The organism is Haloarcula sp. 1CSR25-25 (genome assembly GCF_032027985.1).
GTDB lineage: Archaea > Halobacteriota > Halobacteria > Halobacteriales > Haloarculaceae > Haloarcula.
In genome coordinates this window covers 381887-397839 of the sequence record NZ_JAHYBW010000001.1, presented here as the reverse complement: position 1 = coordinate 397839, position 15953 = coordinate 381887, and the positions used below count along the sequence as shown (strand labels likewise).

General features: G+C 66.2%; 18 protein-coding genes. 6 read left to right on the top strand and 12 right to left on the bottom strand.

All coding sequences use genetic code 11. The features are described 5' to 3' along the window. Nucleotides 1–18: 18 nt before the first annotated feature. Nucleotides 19–1740 (bottom strand): ABC transporter substrate-binding protein, encoded by a 1722-nt coding sequence (locus tag KZ498_RS01820; RefSeq protein ID WP_312616300.1) that lies wholly within the window; start codon nucleotides 1738–1740, stop codon nucleotides 19–21. Nucleotides 1741–1836: 96 nt separating this feature from the next. Further along, on the bottom strand, nucleotides 1837–4509 hold the full coding sequence (locus tag KZ498_RS01815) for an ABC transporter ATP-binding protein (RefSeq protein ID WP_312616298.1): 2673 nt from the start codon (nucleotides 4507–4509) through the stop codon (nucleotides 1837–1839). 86 nt (nucleotides 4510–4595) lie between these two features. Between KZ498_RS01815 and KZ498_RS01810 the strand changes: the two genes are divergently transcribed. Continuing rightward, the gene (locus KZ498_RS01810; protein ID WP_312616296.1) at nucleotides 4596–5114 is read left to right on the top strand and encodes a hypothetical protein; all 519 of its coding nucleotides are present in this window, start codon (nucleotides 4596–4598) and stop codon (nucleotides 5112–5114) included. Between the two features lie 34 nt (nucleotides 5115–5148). Here the strand turns inward: KZ498_RS01810 and KZ498_RS01805 are convergent, their stop codons facing one another. Together KZ498_RS01805 and KZ498_RS01800 are read right to left on the bottom strand one after the other, a co-directional pair. Continuing rightward, a complete protein-coding gene (locus KZ498_RS01805; protein ID WP_312616294.1) occupies nucleotides 5149–5574 on the bottom strand; it encodes a hypothetical protein in 426 nt (141 codons plus the stop codon). 72 nt (nucleotides 5575–5646) lie between these two features. Next, on the bottom strand, nucleotides 5647–6366 hold the full coding sequence (locus KZ498_RS01800; protein WP_312616293.1) for a DUF5806 family protein: 720 nt from the start codon (nucleotides 6364–6366) through the stop codon (nucleotides 5647–5649). Nucleotides 6367–6481: 115 nt separating this feature from the next. Here KZ498_RS01800 and KZ498_RS01795 point away from each other — a divergent pair, with 115 nt between their 5' ends. Together KZ498_RS01795 and KZ498_RS01790 are read left to right on the top strand one after the other, a co-directional pair. Then, nucleotides 6482–6853 (top strand): universal stress protein, encoded by a 372-nt coding sequence (locus tag KZ498_RS01795; protein ID WP_312616291.1) that lies wholly within the window; start codon nucleotides 6482–6484, stop codon nucleotides 6851–6853. Then, the gene (locus tag KZ498_RS01790; protein ID WP_312616290.1) at nucleotides 6850–7371 is read left to right on the top strand and encodes a GNAT family N-acetyltransferase; all 522 of its coding nucleotides are present in this window, start codon (nucleotides 6850–6852) and stop codon (nucleotides 7369–7371) included. Before KZ498_RS01795 ends, KZ498_RS01790 begins: the two co-directional genes overlap by 4 nt. On the opposite strand, the gene KZ498_RS01785 is transcribed toward KZ498_RS01790, so the two are convergent. Beyond that, complete coding sequence (locus KZ498_RS01785) at nucleotides 7368–7802, bottom strand: universal stress protein (protein ID WP_312616289.1); 435 nt, start codon at nucleotides 7800–7802, stop codon at nucleotides 7368–7370. The genes KZ498_RS01790 and KZ498_RS01785 overlap by 4 nt on opposite strands. Before the next feature lie 114 nt (nucleotides 7803–7916). Between KZ498_RS01785 and KZ498_RS01780 the strand changes: the two genes are divergently transcribed. Together KZ498_RS01780 and KZ498_RS01775 are read left to right on the top strand one after the other, a co-directional pair. After that, nucleotides 7917–8381, top strand: a complete 465-nt coding sequence (locus KZ498_RS01780) for a universal stress protein (protein ID WP_312616288.1) — start codon at nucleotides 7917–7919, stop codon at nucleotides 8379–8381. Nucleotides 8382–8424: 43 nt separating this feature from the next. Beyond that, a complete protein-coding gene (locus KZ498_RS01775) occupies nucleotides 8425–9516 on the top strand; it encodes a recombinase RecJ (protein WP_312616287.1) in 1092 nt (363 codons plus the stop codon). 47 nt (nucleotides 9517–9563) lie between these two features. Here KZ498_RS01775 and KZ498_RS01770 read toward each other — a convergent pair whose 3' ends face one another. Next, nucleotides 9564–9995, bottom strand: coding sequence for a DUF5807 family protein (locus KZ498_RS01770; RefSeq protein WP_312616286.1), 432 nt, complete (start codon nucleotides 9993–9995; stop codon nucleotides 9564–9566). 117 nt (nucleotides 9996–10112) lie between these two features. Here KZ498_RS01770 and KZ498_RS01765 point away from each other — a divergent pair, with 117 nt between their 5' ends. Next, nucleotides 10113–10556, top strand: a complete 444-nt coding sequence (locus tag KZ498_RS01765; RefSeq protein ID WP_312616285.1) for a dCTP deaminase — start codon at nucleotides 10113–10115, stop codon at nucleotides 10554–10556. A gap of 13 nt (nucleotides 10557–10569) precedes the next feature. Here KZ498_RS01765 and KZ498_RS01760 read toward each other — a convergent pair whose 3' ends face one another. From KZ498_RS01760 to KZ498_RS01735, 6 genes are all read right to left on the bottom strand, one after another. Beyond that, the gene (locus tag KZ498_RS01760; protein WP_312616284.1) at nucleotides 10570–11448 is read right to left on the bottom strand and encodes a CheF family chemotaxis protein; all 879 of its coding nucleotides are present in this window, start codon (nucleotides 11446–11448) and stop codon (nucleotides 10570–10572) included. A 99-nt stretch (nucleotides 11449–11547) separates the two neighbouring features. After that, on the bottom strand, nucleotides 11548–11976 hold the full coding sequence (locus KZ498_RS01755; RefSeq protein ID WP_312616283.1) for a hypothetical protein: 429 nt from the start codon (nucleotides 11974–11976) through the stop codon (nucleotides 11548–11550). A gap of 5 nt (nucleotides 11977–11981) precedes the next feature. Next, entirely contained in the window at nucleotides 11982–12368 is a 387-nt protein-coding gene (locus KZ498_RS01750) for a 30S ribosomal protein S6e (RefSeq protein WP_312616282.1), read from the bottom strand. A 68-nt stretch (nucleotides 12369–12436) separates the two neighbouring features. Then, nucleotides 12437–13711, bottom strand: coding sequence for a response regulator (locus KZ498_RS01745; protein ID WP_312616280.1), 1275 nt, complete (start codon nucleotides 13709–13711; stop codon nucleotides 12437–12439). Between the two features lie 82 nt (nucleotides 13712–13793). Beyond that, complete coding sequence (locus KZ498_RS01740) at nucleotides 13794–14657, bottom strand: CheF family chemotaxis protein (protein ID WP_312616278.1); 864 nt, start codon at nucleotides 14655–14657, stop codon at nucleotides 13794–13796. A gap of 59 nt (nucleotides 14658–14716) precedes the next feature. Then, the gene (locus KZ498_RS01735; RefSeq protein ID WP_312616277.1) at nucleotides 14717–15949 is read right to left on the bottom strand and encodes a HEAT repeat domain-containing protein; all 1233 of its coding nucleotides are present in this window, start codon (nucleotides 15947–15949) and stop codon (nucleotides 14717–14719) included. Between the last annotated feature and the right edge of the window lie 4 nt (nucleotides 15950–15953).

The following is a 15953-nucleotide window of genomic DNA, read 5'->3' as shown; positions in this document are numbered from 1 at the left end:
GGGAGTACCCTTGAACCGCTACTGCAACTCGACCGTGTTGAGATACGGGCCACCGACGGAGCTGACCGTATAGGAGTCAGCGACGACGGCCTCGTTGACCGCCCGGAGCGTCTCGGCGTAGTCGATGAACACCCACGGGGATTCGTCGTAGGCAATCTGTGCCGCCTCCTCGTACATCGTCTCCCGGTCGCCCTCGGCGTAGGTTCGCTGGGCCTCGCGGACGAGTTCCATGTAGTCGGTGTTGGCCCACCCGGAAACGTTGAGCGTCGAGTACCCCTCGGTGTCGAAACTGACCCAGTCCTGGCCGTCGGGGACGGCGTCCATCTCGACTTTCGGGTCCAGCAGGACGTACATGAAGTTGTCCGGGTCGGCGTTGTCGGTGTACCAGCCGAGGAAGCAGGCGTCGTGTCGGCCAGCTGACGTGTAGTCCAGGTACGGCCCGAAGTTGGAGAACTGGTTGATGTTGACCGTCAGGCCGATGTCCTCCAGGTCGGATTTCACCTGGTTCGCGGTCTGGACCGGGCTGGGGTTGTATCCGCGGGGGTTCGAGAACGTCGCGAGTTCGAACTCGAAGCCGTCGCCGTAGCCCGCGTCTTCGAGCATCGACCGGGCCTGGTCCTTGTCAGTCGGATACGGGTCGAGGTCGTCGTTGTGCCCGAGCACGTCCGGCGGGAGCGGCTGGGAGGCCTGCGTCGCAAAGCCCTGGTATATCTGGTTGACGATGGCCTCGGTGTTGATAGCGTGGGCGATGGCCTGGCGGACCTGCCGGTCGCGGAACGGCTCGAACCGAGCCATGTTCATCGCCATGTAGCCGTGGTTGATGCCGTTCTTCCGCAACAGCGTCGCCGTCTCGCTCTCCTCTGCGCGCTGGAACCCGGAGGAGTCGAGGTTGTCCGTGATGTGTGAAGCCCCGTTGATGACGTCCTGAACCCGGGTGCTGTTCTCGGTGATCGTCTTGAAGATGACCGTCCCGACGTTCGGACCGTCGCCCCAGTAGTCGCCGTTGGCCGTCAGTCGGATGCGCTCGTTCGGGTTGTCGAGCGTGTCGAACTGGAAGGGGCCGGTGCCCGCGGGCTCGCTCCCGAGGTCGGCCTGGTTGTCGCCCATCGCTTCGATCTGGGCCTCCGAGAGGACCGCCGCGGCGAACATCGCGAGGTTCCGCAGGAACGGCGCGTACCGCTGAGTGAGCTCGATCGTCAGCTCGTAGTCCTGGCTCGCGTCGACGCTCTCGATCCAGTTGCCCAGGGTGAACGGGCCGTACCCCGACCGGGTTTCGTCGCCGAGGTAGTACTGGTAGCCGCTCTGCGTGAACCGCTGCCAGGTCGCCTTGAAGTCCGACGCGGTGAACTCCTCCCCGTTGTGGAAGGTCACGTCCTCCCGGAGCGTCAGCGAGGCCGTGGTTCCGTCGAGGGAGTAGTCGGTCGCGAGCCCCTCTTCGAGTTGGCCGCCGCTCCCGGCCGCGAACTGGATGAGCGTATCGAACACCTGGTTCGTGACTTTCGCGACTTCACCGCTGGTCGTCTGCTGTGGGTCGTAGTTCTCGGGGTGGTCGCCGCGGGCGTACACGAGCGTCTGGTCGCTGCCCCCGTCACCACCGTCGCCGGCAGTGCCGTCGCCACCGTCACCGCCTTCGGTTCCGCCACCGCCGTCGCCGGAACAGCCTGCGAGCGTTGCGGCTGCCGCGGCGCTACCGGCTGCCGTTAGGAAGCTGCGTCTGTCGAGAGAATCACCGGATGACATGGGACTTTCTTCAAACAGATATATTATAATTGTACCGGATAGAACAATGATTCTGTTATATACAGCCTGAGAGCTATGTGCCGCTACACAGTACTTTCAGCTGCTGCCCCCGTCGTCTTGCTCGTAGAGATGACACGCTGCCGGGTGGGGGTCCGGCCCCAGTTCGGGATGCTGTGTCTCACAGACGCTCTCGAACCGGTCCCGCAACACCGACGTGGCGGCGTCCCAGTCACCGTCCGCCAGCTGCTCGGCCGACGCTTCGACGACACGGCGGTTCTCACCGGTCAGGCCCGTTTCGAAGAACCGGTCGACAATCGTCTGGACGAACGCTGACACCGATACCTGGTTTCTGTCGCTCTGCGGTTCGGTGAGGCCTGCGCCGCCGTCAGTCGCTGCCGTGGCGCCGTCGGTCTCTCTGGCCTGCTCCCGAACTGCGTCGACGGCGATGGCCTCGTCCTCGACCCGCTGGCGGTAGTCCATCACCTCGCGGTACGTCTCCTGCTCGATATCGATGTCCGGCGGGATGATCTCGGGACAGCGGGTCCGGAAGTGACAGCCTGACGGCGGGTCGATCGGCGACGGGACGTCGCCTTTCAGCAGTATCCGGTCGGCCTCCACGGTCGGGTCCGGCTCCGGAATTGCCGACATGAGCGCCCGCGTGTAGGGATGTTTCGGGTCGGCGAACAGGTCCGGCGTGTCGGCGACTTCGACCACCTCGCCGAGATACATCACGGCGACGCGGTCACAGATGTGACGCACCACGGAGAGGTCGTGGGCGATGAACAGATACGTCAGGCCGAACTCCCCCTGGAGGTCCTCCAGGAGGTTGATTATCTGGGCCTGCACGCTCACGTCCAGCGCCGAGACGGGTTCGTCGCAGACGATGAAATCGGGGTCGACGGCGAGCGCACGGGCGATGCCGACCCGCTGGCGCTGCCCGCCCGACAGTTCGTGCGGATAGCGGTCGTACTGGTCGGGGTCGAGCCCCACCGCCTCCATGAGTTCGGCCACTCGCTCGACGCGTTGCTCGCGACGGGAGCCGTCGCCGGTGTCTTCCGGCAGGCCGTGGATCTTCAGCGGCTCGGTGATAGTCTGGCCGACGGTCATCCGCGGGTCGAGGCTGGACATCGGGTCCTGGAATATCATCTGCAGGTCCCGACGGACTTCCCGCAGGCCGCCTTTATCCAGCTCCGAAAGGTCCTGCCCGGCGAAGACCACGGTCCCGTCTGTCGGCTCCAGTAGCCTGAGGATGGTCCGACCGGTCGTCGATTTGCCACAGCCGGACTCGCCGACGAGCCCCAGCGTCTCGCCCTCGTAGATGTCCATCGAGACGCCGTCGACGGCCTTGACGGATTCCGGCTCGCGGCCGATGTACTTGTCAAGCAGGTCGTCGGCCCGCGAGAAGTGTTTTTTCAGCCCGTCGACTTCCATGAGCCGTCTGTCCGTTCGCGTCGTCTCCGTCGCGGCGACGCCGGCGTCGCCGGTGCCGTATTCGCTCGTGTCGAACGATTCCAGGATGCACTTCGAGCGATGGGTGACGTCGTCCGGGCCGTGCTGGAGGTACGGAATCTCGCCCTCGCGACACTCGGCCGTGGCCCACGGACAGCGGTCGGCGAAGTGACATCCCTCGGGCATGTCGATGAGGCTCGGCACGTTCCCCTCGATGGGAGTCAACCGCTCCGTTCCCTCGCCCGGTATCGATTCCAGTAGCGTGTACGTGTACGGGTGCGAGGGGTTCCCGAATATCTCTTCGACCGGCCCCTCCTCGACGATTTCGCCGGCGTACATGACGGCGACGCGGTCGCAGGTCTCCGCGACGACGCCGAGGTCGTGCGTGATGAAAAGCACCGACATCCCGAGGTCCGCCTGGAGGTCGTCGATGAGGTCCAGAATCTGTGCCTGGATGGTCACGTCCAGCGCCGTCGTCGGCTCGTCGGCGACGAGCAGCTTCGGGCGGCACGCCAGCGCGATGGCGATGAGCACGCGCTGGCGCATCCCGCCGGAGAACTCGTGGGGGTACTCGTCGACGCGGTCGGCCGGCTCCGGGATACCGACCTCTTCCAGCAGGGAGATGACGTCTGCCCGGATCTCCTGGTCCATCTCGCCGCCGCGCCGAAGCGAGGGCGTGATCTCCCGGACGGCGTTGAACCACGAGTCGTTCCGCTTGTTCCCGTAGCGGTGGAGCCGCAGGCTCTCCGCGACCTGTTCGCCGACCGTTATCGCGGGGTTCAGCGACGTCATCGGGTCCTGGAATATCATCCCCATGTCCCCGCCGCGGATGTCCCGCATCACTCGCTCCGGGGCTGCGGTCAGATCGACGTAGCCGTCCGTAATCGTGACCGGGGCGTCACCGCTCTCTGGCAGGGCCTTCTTTCTGGCCTCCCGGATGAACTGCGTGGCCAGCGTGGTGTCGTCGGCTGTCGTCTCGAGCGACGCGGGGAGCCTGCTCCGGTCGACCGTTGCCGCCTCGATGACGACGAACCCGCTGCCGTCGTCGGTCGTCCGCACCGCGTCCGGATACTGCCGAGCCAGCCGTGTGACCGTCCCCAGTGCGCCGAAACGCACCTCCCCGCCGGCGATGTGTCCGGGATCGTCGACGATATCCATTGCCGACAGCGCTGTGACGGACTTCCCTGATCCCGATTCTCCGACCAGTCCGACGGTTTCGCCCTCCCTGACGGTGAGGTCGATGCCATCGACGGCTTTGACGGTGCCGCGGTCCGTCTCGAACTGGGTTCGGAGACCAGATAACGTTAAGAGGTCGCGCATCTGTCGCTATCTTCTCGAAATACCAGTAAAACTGTTGTGCCCCTGTCCCACCAACAATTTATCCGGGCCGCCGCCACACTCGGCGTATGGACGACCCTGCCGACCCCGAATCTAACCCCTTCGACCGCGTCGTCGGTCACTGGGAGCAGGTCATCGACGACATGGCTGCGACGGCATCACAGTACCGCGACGACGGTCGCGAGGCTATCGAGCTCCACCCCGGCGACGTGACGGTACTGACCGGCGAGCCACAAACGTTGGCCGAACAGACCGGCGAGTACGAGCCCGAGACCCGGCGGCTCGGCTTCGATGTCGTGGTTCCCGGCGACGAGTTCCGGCGGGTCGCCGACGCGCTCGCGGACCGCACCGTCGACCGCTCCGAGGTGTTCCGGGCGACCGGCGACGGCATGGTGTTCCTCCTTGTGGCGCTTGAGTGTGGCGACGACCTCGCCGTGCTCGTGCCGCTGTACTACGACCAGACCGACCGCGCGGAGCTCTCGCAGGTCGCCGCCGACCACGGCCTGTACTCACATATCCGACCCCTCACCGACGACGAGGTGGTCACCGTCACCCACGAGGACCCCGGGCCGTTCTTCCCCGACTGAGTGCCCGGCCCCGGACAGGTCACCGACTGCTCGGCTACGACTGCTCGCGCACTCGGGTCAGCCGGTACGCCGGCACGTCGAGGACGACCCCATAGAGGAGCCGATTGGCGAGCACACCGGCCCCGAACCCCGAGAGTGCGCCCGCGAGGTCGACCGTCATCGGGGCCGAGGAGACCGTCACGAGGCCGGCAACAGCGCCCGAAAGCACGAGAAGCGACGCCAGTGCGGCGACCTCCGGATACACGCCCGGCACCGCGTCGTGTTCGACGACGGCTACCGCGACAGCTGTCAGAACCGAGACACTCACGACCACCGCTAGCACGTCGAACAGGGCCGTTCCGGCCTCCGCGTAGCCGAGTACCGCTCCGCCGAGGCCGACGGCGAGGTCCGTCCGCAGCACTTTCTGTGTCGCTTCGTGTTCAGACAACGACGGCTCGGAACCCGGGTCGATGTCGGTCATCGGCGGGGGGCATCGGGCAGTCCTCGCCTGGGCCGGTCCTCGTTTCGGACGTGCGTCCCACTCGCGCGTCGCTCACTCGACCTGGAACTCATTGCCACACTCCGGACAGCACACCTCGTCGTGTCGCAGCGCCGCCGACTGCTCGCGGACCTCCCGCATCACAGAGGAGATCCGGTCTTCGGCCTCCATCTCGTCCTCGACGGCGAGGTCGACGCCCTCGACCTCCAGCAGGAACTTCGCGACCTCCGTGGCCTCGTACATCACGTCGTCGAGGTCCTCGGCGGTGAAGAAGTCACACATCGCGCCGTAGAGGAAGGTTGCGCCGGCCTTCCGGACCTTGTCCTCGAAGGCCGAGCGGGCCTGATTGACCGCCTGTGGCGTGTACGTGTCCGTCATGAACGGGACGAGTTCTGGGAGGTTCTCCCCGATTTTCGTCATCTCGACGCCCGTCTCGGTCCGGAAGTCGGCACAGAGGCGAGCGATGGCCCACTCGCGGGCGGTGATGTACGTCCGGTCCCGCAGGAAGTCGTTCGCGCGGTCGTAGGTCCCGCCCTCGATTTTCTTGAAGCGGTCGTACTTCTGAACGTCGGACGGGATGTCACTGGCTGTCGAAACCGCCGCCTCGCTGGCTGGCTCGGCCGGTGCTGTCTCCTCGGTGGCCGAATCGGCGGGGTCGTCCGCCGTCGCGTCGGCGTCCTCGGTCCCGTCGTCCGCGGCCGTCGACTCGTACCCGGCCGACGCGTCGTCTCCCGCGTCGACATCCGTCTCGCCCGGCGGTTCGCCCTCAGTCATAGGCGGGAATGCGTGCCCGCGGTGAAAAAGGGTATCGCCGCCGACCCGCCGTCGTTGTTCTCCGGAAACACTTCGGCCGGGTGGCTTTTTCACCGCTGGCACGCATGGCTCGACTATGAAAATACTGCTCGGTGTCGGGGGCAGCGAACTGTCCTACCAGGCACTGACTGAAACAATCGAACGTGCATCGGAAGCGGGCGACGAACTGACTATTGCCATCTTCGAGAGCGAGGAGGTCGACGCCACCCTCGACGAGGTACAAGCGCGCGTCCAGGAGCAGGTCGAGGAGAGCAATTTCGAGCCGGAGATACGCCAGATTGTCGGCACGTCGCCGGGAAGCGAACTGGTGAACATCGCCGAAAGCGAGGGGTTCGACCGCATCGTTCTCGGCGGCGGCGACCGCTCGCCGCTCGGGAAGATACAGCTCGGCTCGATCGTGGAGTTCGTCCTGCTGAACGCACAGACCCCGGTGACTCTCATCCGATGACTCGCACGTATCCGGACGACCCGGCCGGGGAGTTCCCGCGGCCACCGCGGACCATTACCGACCGTGAGGACCGCACTATCGACGTCATCTCCGCTGACGACGCCGACACAGAGAGCCTCGTCGAGATGTATCTCGACTTCGACCCCGCCGACCGGGCGCAGGGAATCCCGCCGGTCAAGGAGGACGCCATCCGCGAGTGGCTCGACACGATACTCGACGACGACTGTGTCAACGTCGTCGCCAAACACGACGGCGTTGTCGCCGGCCACGCGACGCTGGTCCCGGACAACGATGCCGAGCACGAACTCGCTATCTTCGTGTTACAGGCCTACCAGGGCGCCGGCATCGGGACGGCCCTGGTCGAAACGCTGCTTGGTCACGGCCAGGCCGAAGGTATCGGCCACGTCTGGCTCACCGTCGAGCGGTGGAACGAGCCGGCGATATCGCTGTACGAGAAGGTCGGGTTCGAGACCAGTAGCGCCGAGAGCTTCGAGATAGAGATGGCGATCCGTCTCTAAACGGTGAGTACCGGCTGGCTGGCGTACTCGATGACGTAGAACGCCGCGCGCCCGACGGCGTCTTCGCTTCCATCCTCGCGCGGGACGACGATGAAATCGGCGTCGAGCTCCTCGGCTACGTCGAGAACGACGCTGCCCGGTGTCTGCATCAGTCGCGTCTCCGAGAACGCGGTCGCGGACGACGTCTCGAACACGCCGTCGTGAGCGTCGCGGAACTCCGCCTGAATACGCTCGATAAACGCCCGGTGCTCCTCGGCGACCGCGGTCGCGCTCACGTCGCCGCTGTCGATCTCTCGGTGGAGCCGTTCGTCGATGACGAACAGCAGGTGGAGATCGGCGTCGTATCGCTCCGCGACGGCGATCGCGTACTCGGCCGCTCGTTCCGACTGGTCGCTGCCGTCGACCGGCGCGAGTACGAGGTCGATGTCCATCACTCGCCACTGTGACCCCGGCCGGCAAAAATCCACCGAGGTTCGCGCCGGCGGTGTGGCGACACCCTCGCCGTGACCAACAGTGTATTCAGTCGCGGCTTCGATGCGTGGTGTATGTTCGATACGGTGGTCATCGCCACAGACGGCTCCGGCAGCGCAGAGCGGGCCGTCGAAGCAGCGCTGGACCTGGCAGCGCGCTTCGACGCAACTGTCCACGGCCTGTACGTGGTTGACACCGGCGAAGTCGAGGCGACTCCCGAAGAGGTTCGCGAAGCGCTGGAACGCGCGCTGGCGACCACTGGCGGCCGCGCTCTCTCGTTCATTCTGGAGGCCGCTGACGCCGAGGCCGACGAGGAGCTCGTCACTGCCGTCCGGGAGGGCGACCCGGCCGACGAGATCTGCAAGTACGCCGCGGAACACGACGCCGACGTCATCGCCAGCGGGACCCGCGGCCGCCACGGCGAACACGGGTTCCTGCTGGGAAGCGTCGCCGAGGACCTCGTCCGCCAGGCCCCGATGCCGGTGCTGACGGTCCGCCAGCTCGAGGGTGAGCCAAACCCCGAGCGCGAGGACGTGTAACTGAACCCGACGGCTTCTTGACGCCGCGTCCGCTTGCTGGGGCATGGACGACTGGCTCATCGACGACGACCGTCTCTCTATCGGCCGCAAATCCGTACTCCCCGGTGAGGGGTTCTTTGTTCCGGATTCCTACGAGGAAGAGCAAGCCGAAGCCGAAGCCGCCGAGACGCTGCAGGACGCCGGTGTCATCGTCATCGCCGACCCTGACGCGGACGGACTGGCCTGTACCGCGCTGATTCGGCAGGCCCACGGCGAGGGTGCGCTGCTGCCCGCCGGCCCGCACGAACTCACGGAAGCACTCGAATGGACCGCCGAGTACGCCGACCCCGACGCGACCATCTTCATCTGTGACCTCTGTCCCGACCGCGAGTCGGATATCGCCCCCCTCGACGCGCTCGTCGGCACCGTCGAACGGGTCGTCTGGTTCGACCATCACCAGTGGCCCGCCGACCTCGCCGCCGACGTGGACGCCGCGGGCGTCGAACGCACCGTCGGTGACTCCGAGGAAGTGTGTACCGCCGACGTGGCACTGGCGGAACTCGACTTCGACTTCGGCGAGCAGTGGGCCGACCTCGCCGCCGTCACCCGCGACCACGACCTCTGGATCCGCGACGACCCCCGCAGCGACGACCTCGCGGACCTCTCCTACTGGAGCGAACCCGAGGAGTACATCGAGGCGGTCCGCGACCACGGCCCCGACCTCTCGCCGGAGTTCCACGAGTTCCTCGAGGAGAAGCGCGTCGAGAAGGAGGCGCTCATCGAGAAGGCCGTCGACCGGGCCGAGCTCCGCGACGTGAGCGAGTGGACGGTCGGCGTCACCTACGGCCGCTGTTCGCAGAACGAGGTCGCAGAAGCGCTCCGCGAACAGGGCGCGGACGCCGCCGTCATCGTCAAACCCGCCGGCTCCGCCTCGATCCGCGGGACGGACAGCTTCGAGCGCGCCCACGAGGTCGCCCAGCAGGTCAACGGCGGCGGCCACCCGAAAGCCGCGGGCTGCAAGCCCGACATCTACGACGACATGATGGACTACGCGCACCACTGGACGACACAGGGAGCGGTGGCGAAACAGGCCATCGTGGACGCGTTCCGGCGACTGCCCGAGGAGGAAGACGAAGGGATGGACACCGAGCGGTAAACCTGGTTCTCGGTCACCGAGGAAAACTGGCGTACTGCGATTCGATTCTACTCCCCGACGACCCACTTGTCGCTGTACCGCTCCCCGCAGGCACACACCGCGTAGGCGTGGACCACGTCGCCCTCGGCGTAGAGGCCGCCCACGTCCTCGTTCTGTTCCTCGGCGAAGGCGAAGACGAACCGCGTCGTGTGGTCGCTCTCCGGTTCCTCCTCGGCGACCGGACAGACGGCGCCCGTCAGGTCGTCGCGGATGTCGCCCTCAGTGCCCATCGCCTGCTGGGCCAGTCCCATCGGATCGATGCCCGTCGCCGACTGGAACGCGTTGCGGCCGTCCTCGCCCGGCAGGACGAGGACGTGGCCGTCCTCGACTTCGTCGGCGTATTCGGCTAGCGCGCCCGGGTTCGAGACGGCGTCCTCGTGGAGGAAGAAGAGTACGTCTTCAGGCCGCTCGCCCGCCAGGAACTCCGTGTGTTTGGTCATGCAGGGAAGGAGTCACTCGCCGGGCAAAAGTGACGCGTTCCGGCCGAGAACGAGACGCGCCGTGTCGCCGCCCCTTCCGGCCTCACCTTTAGGCGCACTCGCCTGGTATAGTCGCACATGACAGACTTCGTCGAGTACGTCACGGACGTCGTCCACGAACCGACACAGACCGACAGCCCGGGGTTCGACCTCACCGTCACGGCGGTGTACGAGGTCGTCGAACCGGGGCGCATCGACTTCGGCGGCGGCGAACTCGACCCGGCCGGTGTCACCCCCCACGCGAGCGAGAAGCGGGACCCGGACGACGACTACGAGTGGTGGACGCTGCGGGGCGGCCAGTACCTCATCGAGTACAACGAGTCGCTGACCGGCGAGGCGACGGTGACGCTGCAGCCGCGGACGGAACTGCTCGAACGCGGGGCGACCCACCCGACGCTGCACGTCGACGCGCTCCCGCGGGTTCCGCTGTCGGTCGGCGGTGCGGGACTGCGGCTCAAGGCAAACGCCAGAATCAGTACGATTGTCGGGGCCGAGGAGACGCCGTCGGCCGGCGGCGAGTGAGACGCCGGCCCGCTCAGGCGTTCACGTCTTCGAGGTGGCGGCTGGCGACGACCTTGCCGGTCGGCGTGAGCGCCGGCCCGTCGTCTCCGTCCTGTACGAGGCCGTCGGCGGAGAGGTCGTTCAGAATCATCGACACCTGCGAGGAGTCCTTCCCGAGGATACTCGCCAGCGGCATCCCGTCCATGTCGCCGGTCGAGTACATCGCGACGAGCACCTCCTTCTTGTCCTTCGTGAGCTCGACGTCTTTGAGCTCGTCCATGAGCTCGGCGTACTCGCGGCGGAGATAGCGCCCGAGGATAGACATCTTGCGGTTCGACGCCATCGCGGCCAGCGTCGTCATGGCCGTCCCGTCTTTCATGTGTCGGACTGTCAGCACCGGCCGGCCCTTGCCGTTGATTTCCCGTGTGTTCCGGTCGAAGTCCGACACCGTCTTGAGGTCGATGGTAAACGACCCGTCGCTCCGTCGGAACTCGACGCTGCCCGGCGCGAGAAACAGCTTCGCAGTCTTGAACGACTCGTCGGTGACGCGGCCACCGATGCGGGCGTGCTCTTTGACCGTCGTCTCGGTCCCGTTGACGACGGCCTTGAAAAGCACCGTGCCGAACTTCTCGACCTTCTCGTCGTCGGCCTCGATGGCTGCGACGAGCCGCTGTCCCCTGTGTTCGAATGCAATCGTCACCGTCGAGTCGAAGAAATCGCCCAGGTCCGGCGGGACCTGCCCGATGGCGATGTCGAAAATCGAGTCCAGTGGGATTGTCAGCTTGTCGTCCTCGCTCGCGGCCAGTACCAGCCGCTTCTGTGAGAGGACGATCCGGCCCTTTATCGGGTCGCCCCGACCGGCCACTTCGGAGTTGAATTTGCCGACGAAATCCGCGATCACTGATTCCGACATTCGTCCGTTACTGGACGTACACTAGCACTGATATTGAGCGTTTCGAGCGAGTATCAGCAGCAAAAATCGGATTTGTTGGGGAGAACGAGGGCAGCGGTGTCAGCTATCGAGGTCCCGAGCGATATCCGACAGGGAGGCGTCCGGCCCACCGGTCACTGTATAGACAACGCGCTTGCCCGGCGTTCGGAGCCCGTACTCGGTCCCATCGGTGACCACGTCGAGGTGCGCCGAGCCGCCCAGCGAGACATCGCCCTCGGCGACCCACTCCGCGAGGCGGTTCGTCCCCGCCCGCTCGCGGGCCAGTCGGCGGTTGTCGGCGACGTGTGATAGCACCGGCTCGCCGTCGAAATTCGTCTCGACGACCGCGTGGTACCGGTCGCCGTCCAGCGCGAGCCGAAGGGTGTCGCCGTCGGCGACCCCCAATCCCGCCGGTAGCACCACCCGCGGTCGGTCGGTCCGGCCGACGGACTCGACGGGAACGCGATGCGTCTCGACGGTCTCGTGGTCACTGGGAACGCGGTCCGCCACGTTACTTACTCGTCGTCGGCGAGGAGGTCGTCCACGTCCTCGCTGCCGCGGGCCGTGATCTTCGCGTTGATCTGGCGCGTGTCGTCGCTGACCTCGCGGCCGCGGACGGTGATGCGCTTGCGCTCGCCGTCGGTGGTCGGCTTGAAGCCGACGCCGCCGTCGGACATGATCTCCTTCGTCGTGACGCCGCGGACGTCGGGTCGCATCGGTCGGCCGGAGGTGTCCGAGCCGCCGGTCAGCTCCAGCGAGTAGCCCTCGAGGCCGACAGCGCCGCCGTCGACCTCGTCGCCGAGTTCGCGGCCGATGAAGCGGTTCGCGTCCTGTCCGTCCACGTCGATCTGGTAGGTGTGGCCGCTCTCCGGGTCGGAGACGGCGACCGTGAATTCTGCCATACCTGTTCTCAATCAACCGCGCTTCAAAAACGCGTCGAACCGTCCCGCAGGACGGACCGCCGGTCGACTCACTCGTCTGGATACGCTTCGGCACTCTCTTGGGAGACGACCATGCCGAGCCGCTCGTCGCCGTCGGCTGTGACCGGCAGTGCGTACACCCGATACTCCCTCCCTTCGTACTCCTGTCTCCAGACCTGCGTTTCACCGTCCAGCGCGGCACGGTACTTGGGCTTCTGTATCTCGACGACCTCCGGCGGAAACACCTCGTCCAGCGTCTTCCCCTCCATGTCCTCCGGCGTGAGGCCGAGCACGTCCAGTCCCTCGCCGCGAGCGACGAGATATCGCAGGTCGTCGTCGAACAGGAACATGCCGCCGTCCGGAAAATTCTCCAGCAGCGTCTGGTACCGCCGCTCCGCCTGTCGGAGGTCGCGTTCGAGCTGCCGCCGCTCGATAGCGTTCGTGAGGATGTTTGCGACCCCCCTGACGAACGTGATGTCGTCCTCGGTAAAGATCCGCCGCTCGGTCGTATGTGCGCCCAGCACGCCCCATGGCTCCGTGGGCGTCCCGATGACGACGCTGATACCGCTCACGACGTCGTGGTCCAGCAACAGCGGCGGTCCGCTGAACCGCGACTCTGTCCGGAGGTCCTCGACAACCACCGGTTCCTCGGTCTGGAGCGTGTATCCGGCCTGTGACTCCTCGCCGGCCCCGACCACCGCCTCGCCGACCAGCCCCGGCTGCCAGCCGACGCCGGCTCGCAACAGGAGGTCGTCACCTGCCGGCCGGTACTCGAGCACCTTGCTGTACTCCGTGTCGAGGCCTGTCGCTACCCGCTCGACTGCTCGCTCGAACAGCGCGTCGAGACCACACCCCGTCAGCGCGTCCCGGCCGAGGTCCGCGACGGCCGCCTGCTGTTGCACTCGCGTCTGGAGCCGCTCCTCTGCGCGGTACTGTGTGACGAGGTTCGTGACCCGGTTCGCGAGCAGGGTGTACCGCTCGGTTCCGCCCCGCTTCTGGAGGTAGTCGCTTACACCTGCCGAAATCGCCTCGCTTGCGAGCTCCTCGCTCCCCTTCCCGGTGAACAGAACGAACGGAAGGTCCGGATATTCCGACCGGACGGCCTTTAGAAGCTCGATACCGTCCATATCCGGCATGTCGTAGTCGGAGACGACACAGTCGAACGCTTCATCGGCGAGTCGTTCCAGCCCCTCGCTGGCACTCGTCGCCGTCTCGACGCTGAACACGTCGCTCTCGTGTCGGAGAAATTCGGCTGCCGTCTCCGCGAGTCCCGGCTCGTCGTCGACGTGCAGCACCGAGATCCGGGGGCGGTCGGACCCTTCCATGCCCCTTCCTAACAAGACAGGGGTACGTTGGTCTTGTGGTCCGCTGTTTCCCTGACCACGCTAATTCAGGGTCTCTGGCCTGCTACTGGTCGGCCATCGCGTCGCTCGCGATCGAGCGCCCGCGGGCCTCCAGTTGGACCTCCCGGCGTGTTCGGACCGGTTCGAGGATGTCGGCCTCTATCAGGCGGTCGTACACGTCCTCGACCTCTTCGATGTCCATTTCGACGAACTCCGGGATCTTGAACGGCGAGATTCCCGAGTACAGCGCCATCAACACCTGCGTCTCCTTACCCGAGAGGTCGACGTCGTCGGCGATGTTGCGCTGCTCGCCCTGGCGGACGAGCCCCTCGATGAGCGAGACGTGTCGAGGCCGCCCCGAGATGTGAGTCTCGACGCTGGTCCCCTCGATGGTGTGTTCGACCTCCAGCAGCGGCCGCTCGTCGCCGCGGATCGTCTTCTCCTTGGCCTCGACGGTCCCCACGTCGTCGATGTCCAGTTCGACGAACGTGCCGCTGGCGATGGCGAGATTGATGCAGTCGCCGTCGAGTTTGAGCCGCCCCTTCTCCCAGCCGCCGTCCTGGACGACGCCGCCCTTGACCGCCGGGTGGTTGACGAGGACGACGGTCTGGTCGAGCAGCGTGCTGTAGAGGCTCTCCTGGAACTCCTCGGCTTTCTTCGCCGAGATGAGCGTCACGTCCCGGCCGGCCTGGATCTTGATGTAGCTGTCCACCTGCGCGAGGGGCTGGTTCATCTGGCTGGCCGTGACGCTGCTGACCGTCGACAGCGGGATGGTCCGCTTGCCGTCGTTGGTCGCGAGGACGAGCCGCTTGTTCGAGAGGAGCACCCGACCGGGTAGCCACTCGATGTCGTTTCGCTTGCGCCCGTCCGAGACGACCTGGACGAACTTCCCCTTCGTATCGACCAGTGCGTGTTCTCCGTCGCTCATCGGTTAGCCAGCTATCGCTCCCGGGTACGCCCCGCCGTGTCTTAATCCACTCGGCCGACTCATCCGCGACCACCGAGCTTCGAGATGGCCGAGAAGGCCTTCTTCCTGACCACGTCGTGTTCGGTCTCGTCGATGAGTTTGTCGAGCGTCTTCCGGGAGCGCTCGCCCCCCACCTTCCCGAGCGTGAAGATGGCCTGCCCCCGGACCTCGGGGTCGACGCCGTCGTCCTGAACGATTTTGAGCAGCCGCCGCTCCACCATGTTGTCGTCGCCGCCGAGTTCGGCGAGGCTGGTGGCGGCGAACTGCCGGAGCATCCGGTCGTCGTCGCCGAGTGCGTCGACCAGCGATTCGATGACCCGGTCACGCTCCTCCTGGCTGGTGACCCGACCGAGCATCCAGGCGGTGTTGCGCCGCTGGGCGGCCTGCGTGCTCTCTTCGAGGATCTCGACCAGCGGGACGACGACGCTCCGGTCGTCCGTGTTCGAGAGCTTCTCGACGACGGTGTCCCGTATCTCGTGGCTCTGGTCGGTCGGGACGTTCGACAGGAGTTCGATGAGCGAGTAGACGGCCGTCCGCCGGACGGCGGCCGAATCGTCCGAGAGGGCTTCGATGAGATAGTCGACCGGCCGGTCGTTGCCGAAGTTCCCGAACGCGCCGACGGCGATACGCCGGACTCGCTCGTCGTCGTCCTCGTACAGCGGCAACAGCGCCTGGAGCGCCTGCCGGTTCCCAACGCTCCCCAGCGCGTCCGCCGCCTCGCGCCTGACGGCGGCTTTCGGGTCCGACAGCACCGACTCAAGCGGTGTCGTCGCCCGCGAGTCGCCGATCTTACCGGCCGACCGGGCCGCTCGCGCCCGGACCCGTGGGTCGGGGTCCTCGAAGCGCTCTGCGAGTTTCGGGACCGCGTCGGCCTGGTCTACGTTCCCGAGGCCGTTCGCCGCCGCCATCCGGAGTTCCGGCACGTCGGCGTCGAGCACCTGCATGTACGCCTTCGCCTTCACCCAGTCGGCGGCGTCGTCTTCGAGGTCGACGCCGGCCATGCTCCCGATGAGTTGCGTGATAGCGTCGTCGCCGAGTTCGTCCAGCGAGTCGATAGCCGCACCGGTTATCGCGTCACTGTCGCTCTGGGCCGCATCCACGAGCGCGTTGACCACGTCGCGCCGGTCGTCGTGGTCGTCGAAGTTCCCCAGTAGCTCCGCGGCTCGGGTCCTGACCCGCTCGCTGTCGCTCTCCCTGAGGAGGCGGATGAGTTCCTGTACCTTGCCGTCCCGTTCCAGTTCGTAGAGGCTCATCGGT

What these genes read in the sequence shown, in the direction of transcription:
- KZ498_RS01820 (WP_312616300.1), bottom strand. Translation starts at nt 1,740, where the DNA reads ATGTCATCCGGTGATTCTCTCGACAGACGCAGCTTCCTAACGGCAGCC.
- KZ498_RS01785 (WP_312616289.1), bottom strand. Translation starts at nt 7,802, where the DNA reads ATGGACATCGACCTCGTACTCGCGCCGGTCGACGGCAGCGACCAGTCG.
- KZ498_RS01765 (WP_312616285.1), top strand. Translation starts at nt 10,113, where the DNA reads ATGACAGACTTCGTCGAGTACGTCACGGACGTCGTCCACGAACCGACA.
- KZ498_RS01760 (WP_312616284.1), bottom strand. Translation starts at nt 11,448, where the DNA reads ATGTCGGAATCAGTGATCGCGGATTTCGTCGGCAAATTCAACTCCGAA.
- KZ498_RS01805 (WP_312616294.1), bottom strand. Translation starts at nt 5,574, where the DNA reads ATGACCGACATCGACCCGGGTTCCGAGCCGTCGTTGTCTGAACACGAA.
- KZ498_RS01815 (WP_312616298.1), bottom strand. Translation starts at nt 4,509, where the DNA reads ATGCGCGACCTCTTAACGTTATCTGGTCTCCGAACCCAGTTCGAGACG.
- KZ498_RS01735 (WP_312616277.1), bottom strand. Translation starts at nt 15,949, where the DNA reads ATGAGCCTCTACGAACTGGAACGGGACGGCAAGGTACAGGAACTCATC.
- KZ498_RS01745 (WP_312616280.1), bottom strand. Translation starts at nt 13,711, where the DNA reads ATGGAAGGGTCCGACCGCCCCCGGATCTCGGTGCTGCACGTCGACGAC.
- KZ498_RS01775 (WP_312616287.1), top strand. Translation starts at nt 8,425, where the DNA reads ATGGACGACTGGCTCATCGACGACGACCGTCTCTCTATCGGCCGCAAA.
- KZ498_RS01740 (WP_312616278.1), bottom strand. Translation starts at nt 14,657, where the DNA reads ATGAGCGACGGAGAACACGCACTGGTCGATACGAAGGGGAAGTTCGTC.
- KZ498_RS01750 (WP_312616282.1), bottom strand. Translation starts at nt 12,368, where the DNA reads ATGGCAGAATTCACGGTCGCCGTCTCCGACCCGGAGAGCGGCCACACC.
- KZ498_RS01790 (WP_312616290.1), top strand. Translation starts at nt 6,850, where the DNA reads ATGACTCGCACGTATCCGGACGACCCGGCCGGGGAGTTCCCGCGGCCA.
- KZ498_RS01810 (WP_312616296.1), top strand. Translation starts at nt 4,596, where the DNA reads ATGGACGACCCTGCCGACCCCGAATCTAACCCCTTCGACCGCGTCGTC.
- KZ498_RS01800 (WP_312616293.1), bottom strand. Translation starts at nt 6,366, where the DNA reads ATGACTGAGGGCGAACCGCCGGGCGAGACGGATGTCGACGCGGGAGAC.
- KZ498_RS01770 (WP_312616286.1), bottom strand. Translation starts at nt 9,995, where the DNA reads ATGACCAAACACACGGAGTTCCTGGCGGGCGAGCGGCCTGAAGACGTA.
- KZ498_RS01780 (WP_312616288.1), top strand. Translation starts at nt 7,917, where the DNA reads ATGTTCGATACGGTGGTCATCGCCACAGACGGCTCCGGCAGCGCAGAG.
- KZ498_RS01795 (WP_312616291.1), top strand. Translation starts at nt 6,482, where the DNA reads ATGAAAATACTGCTCGGTGTCGGGGGCAGCGAACTGTCCTACCAGGCA.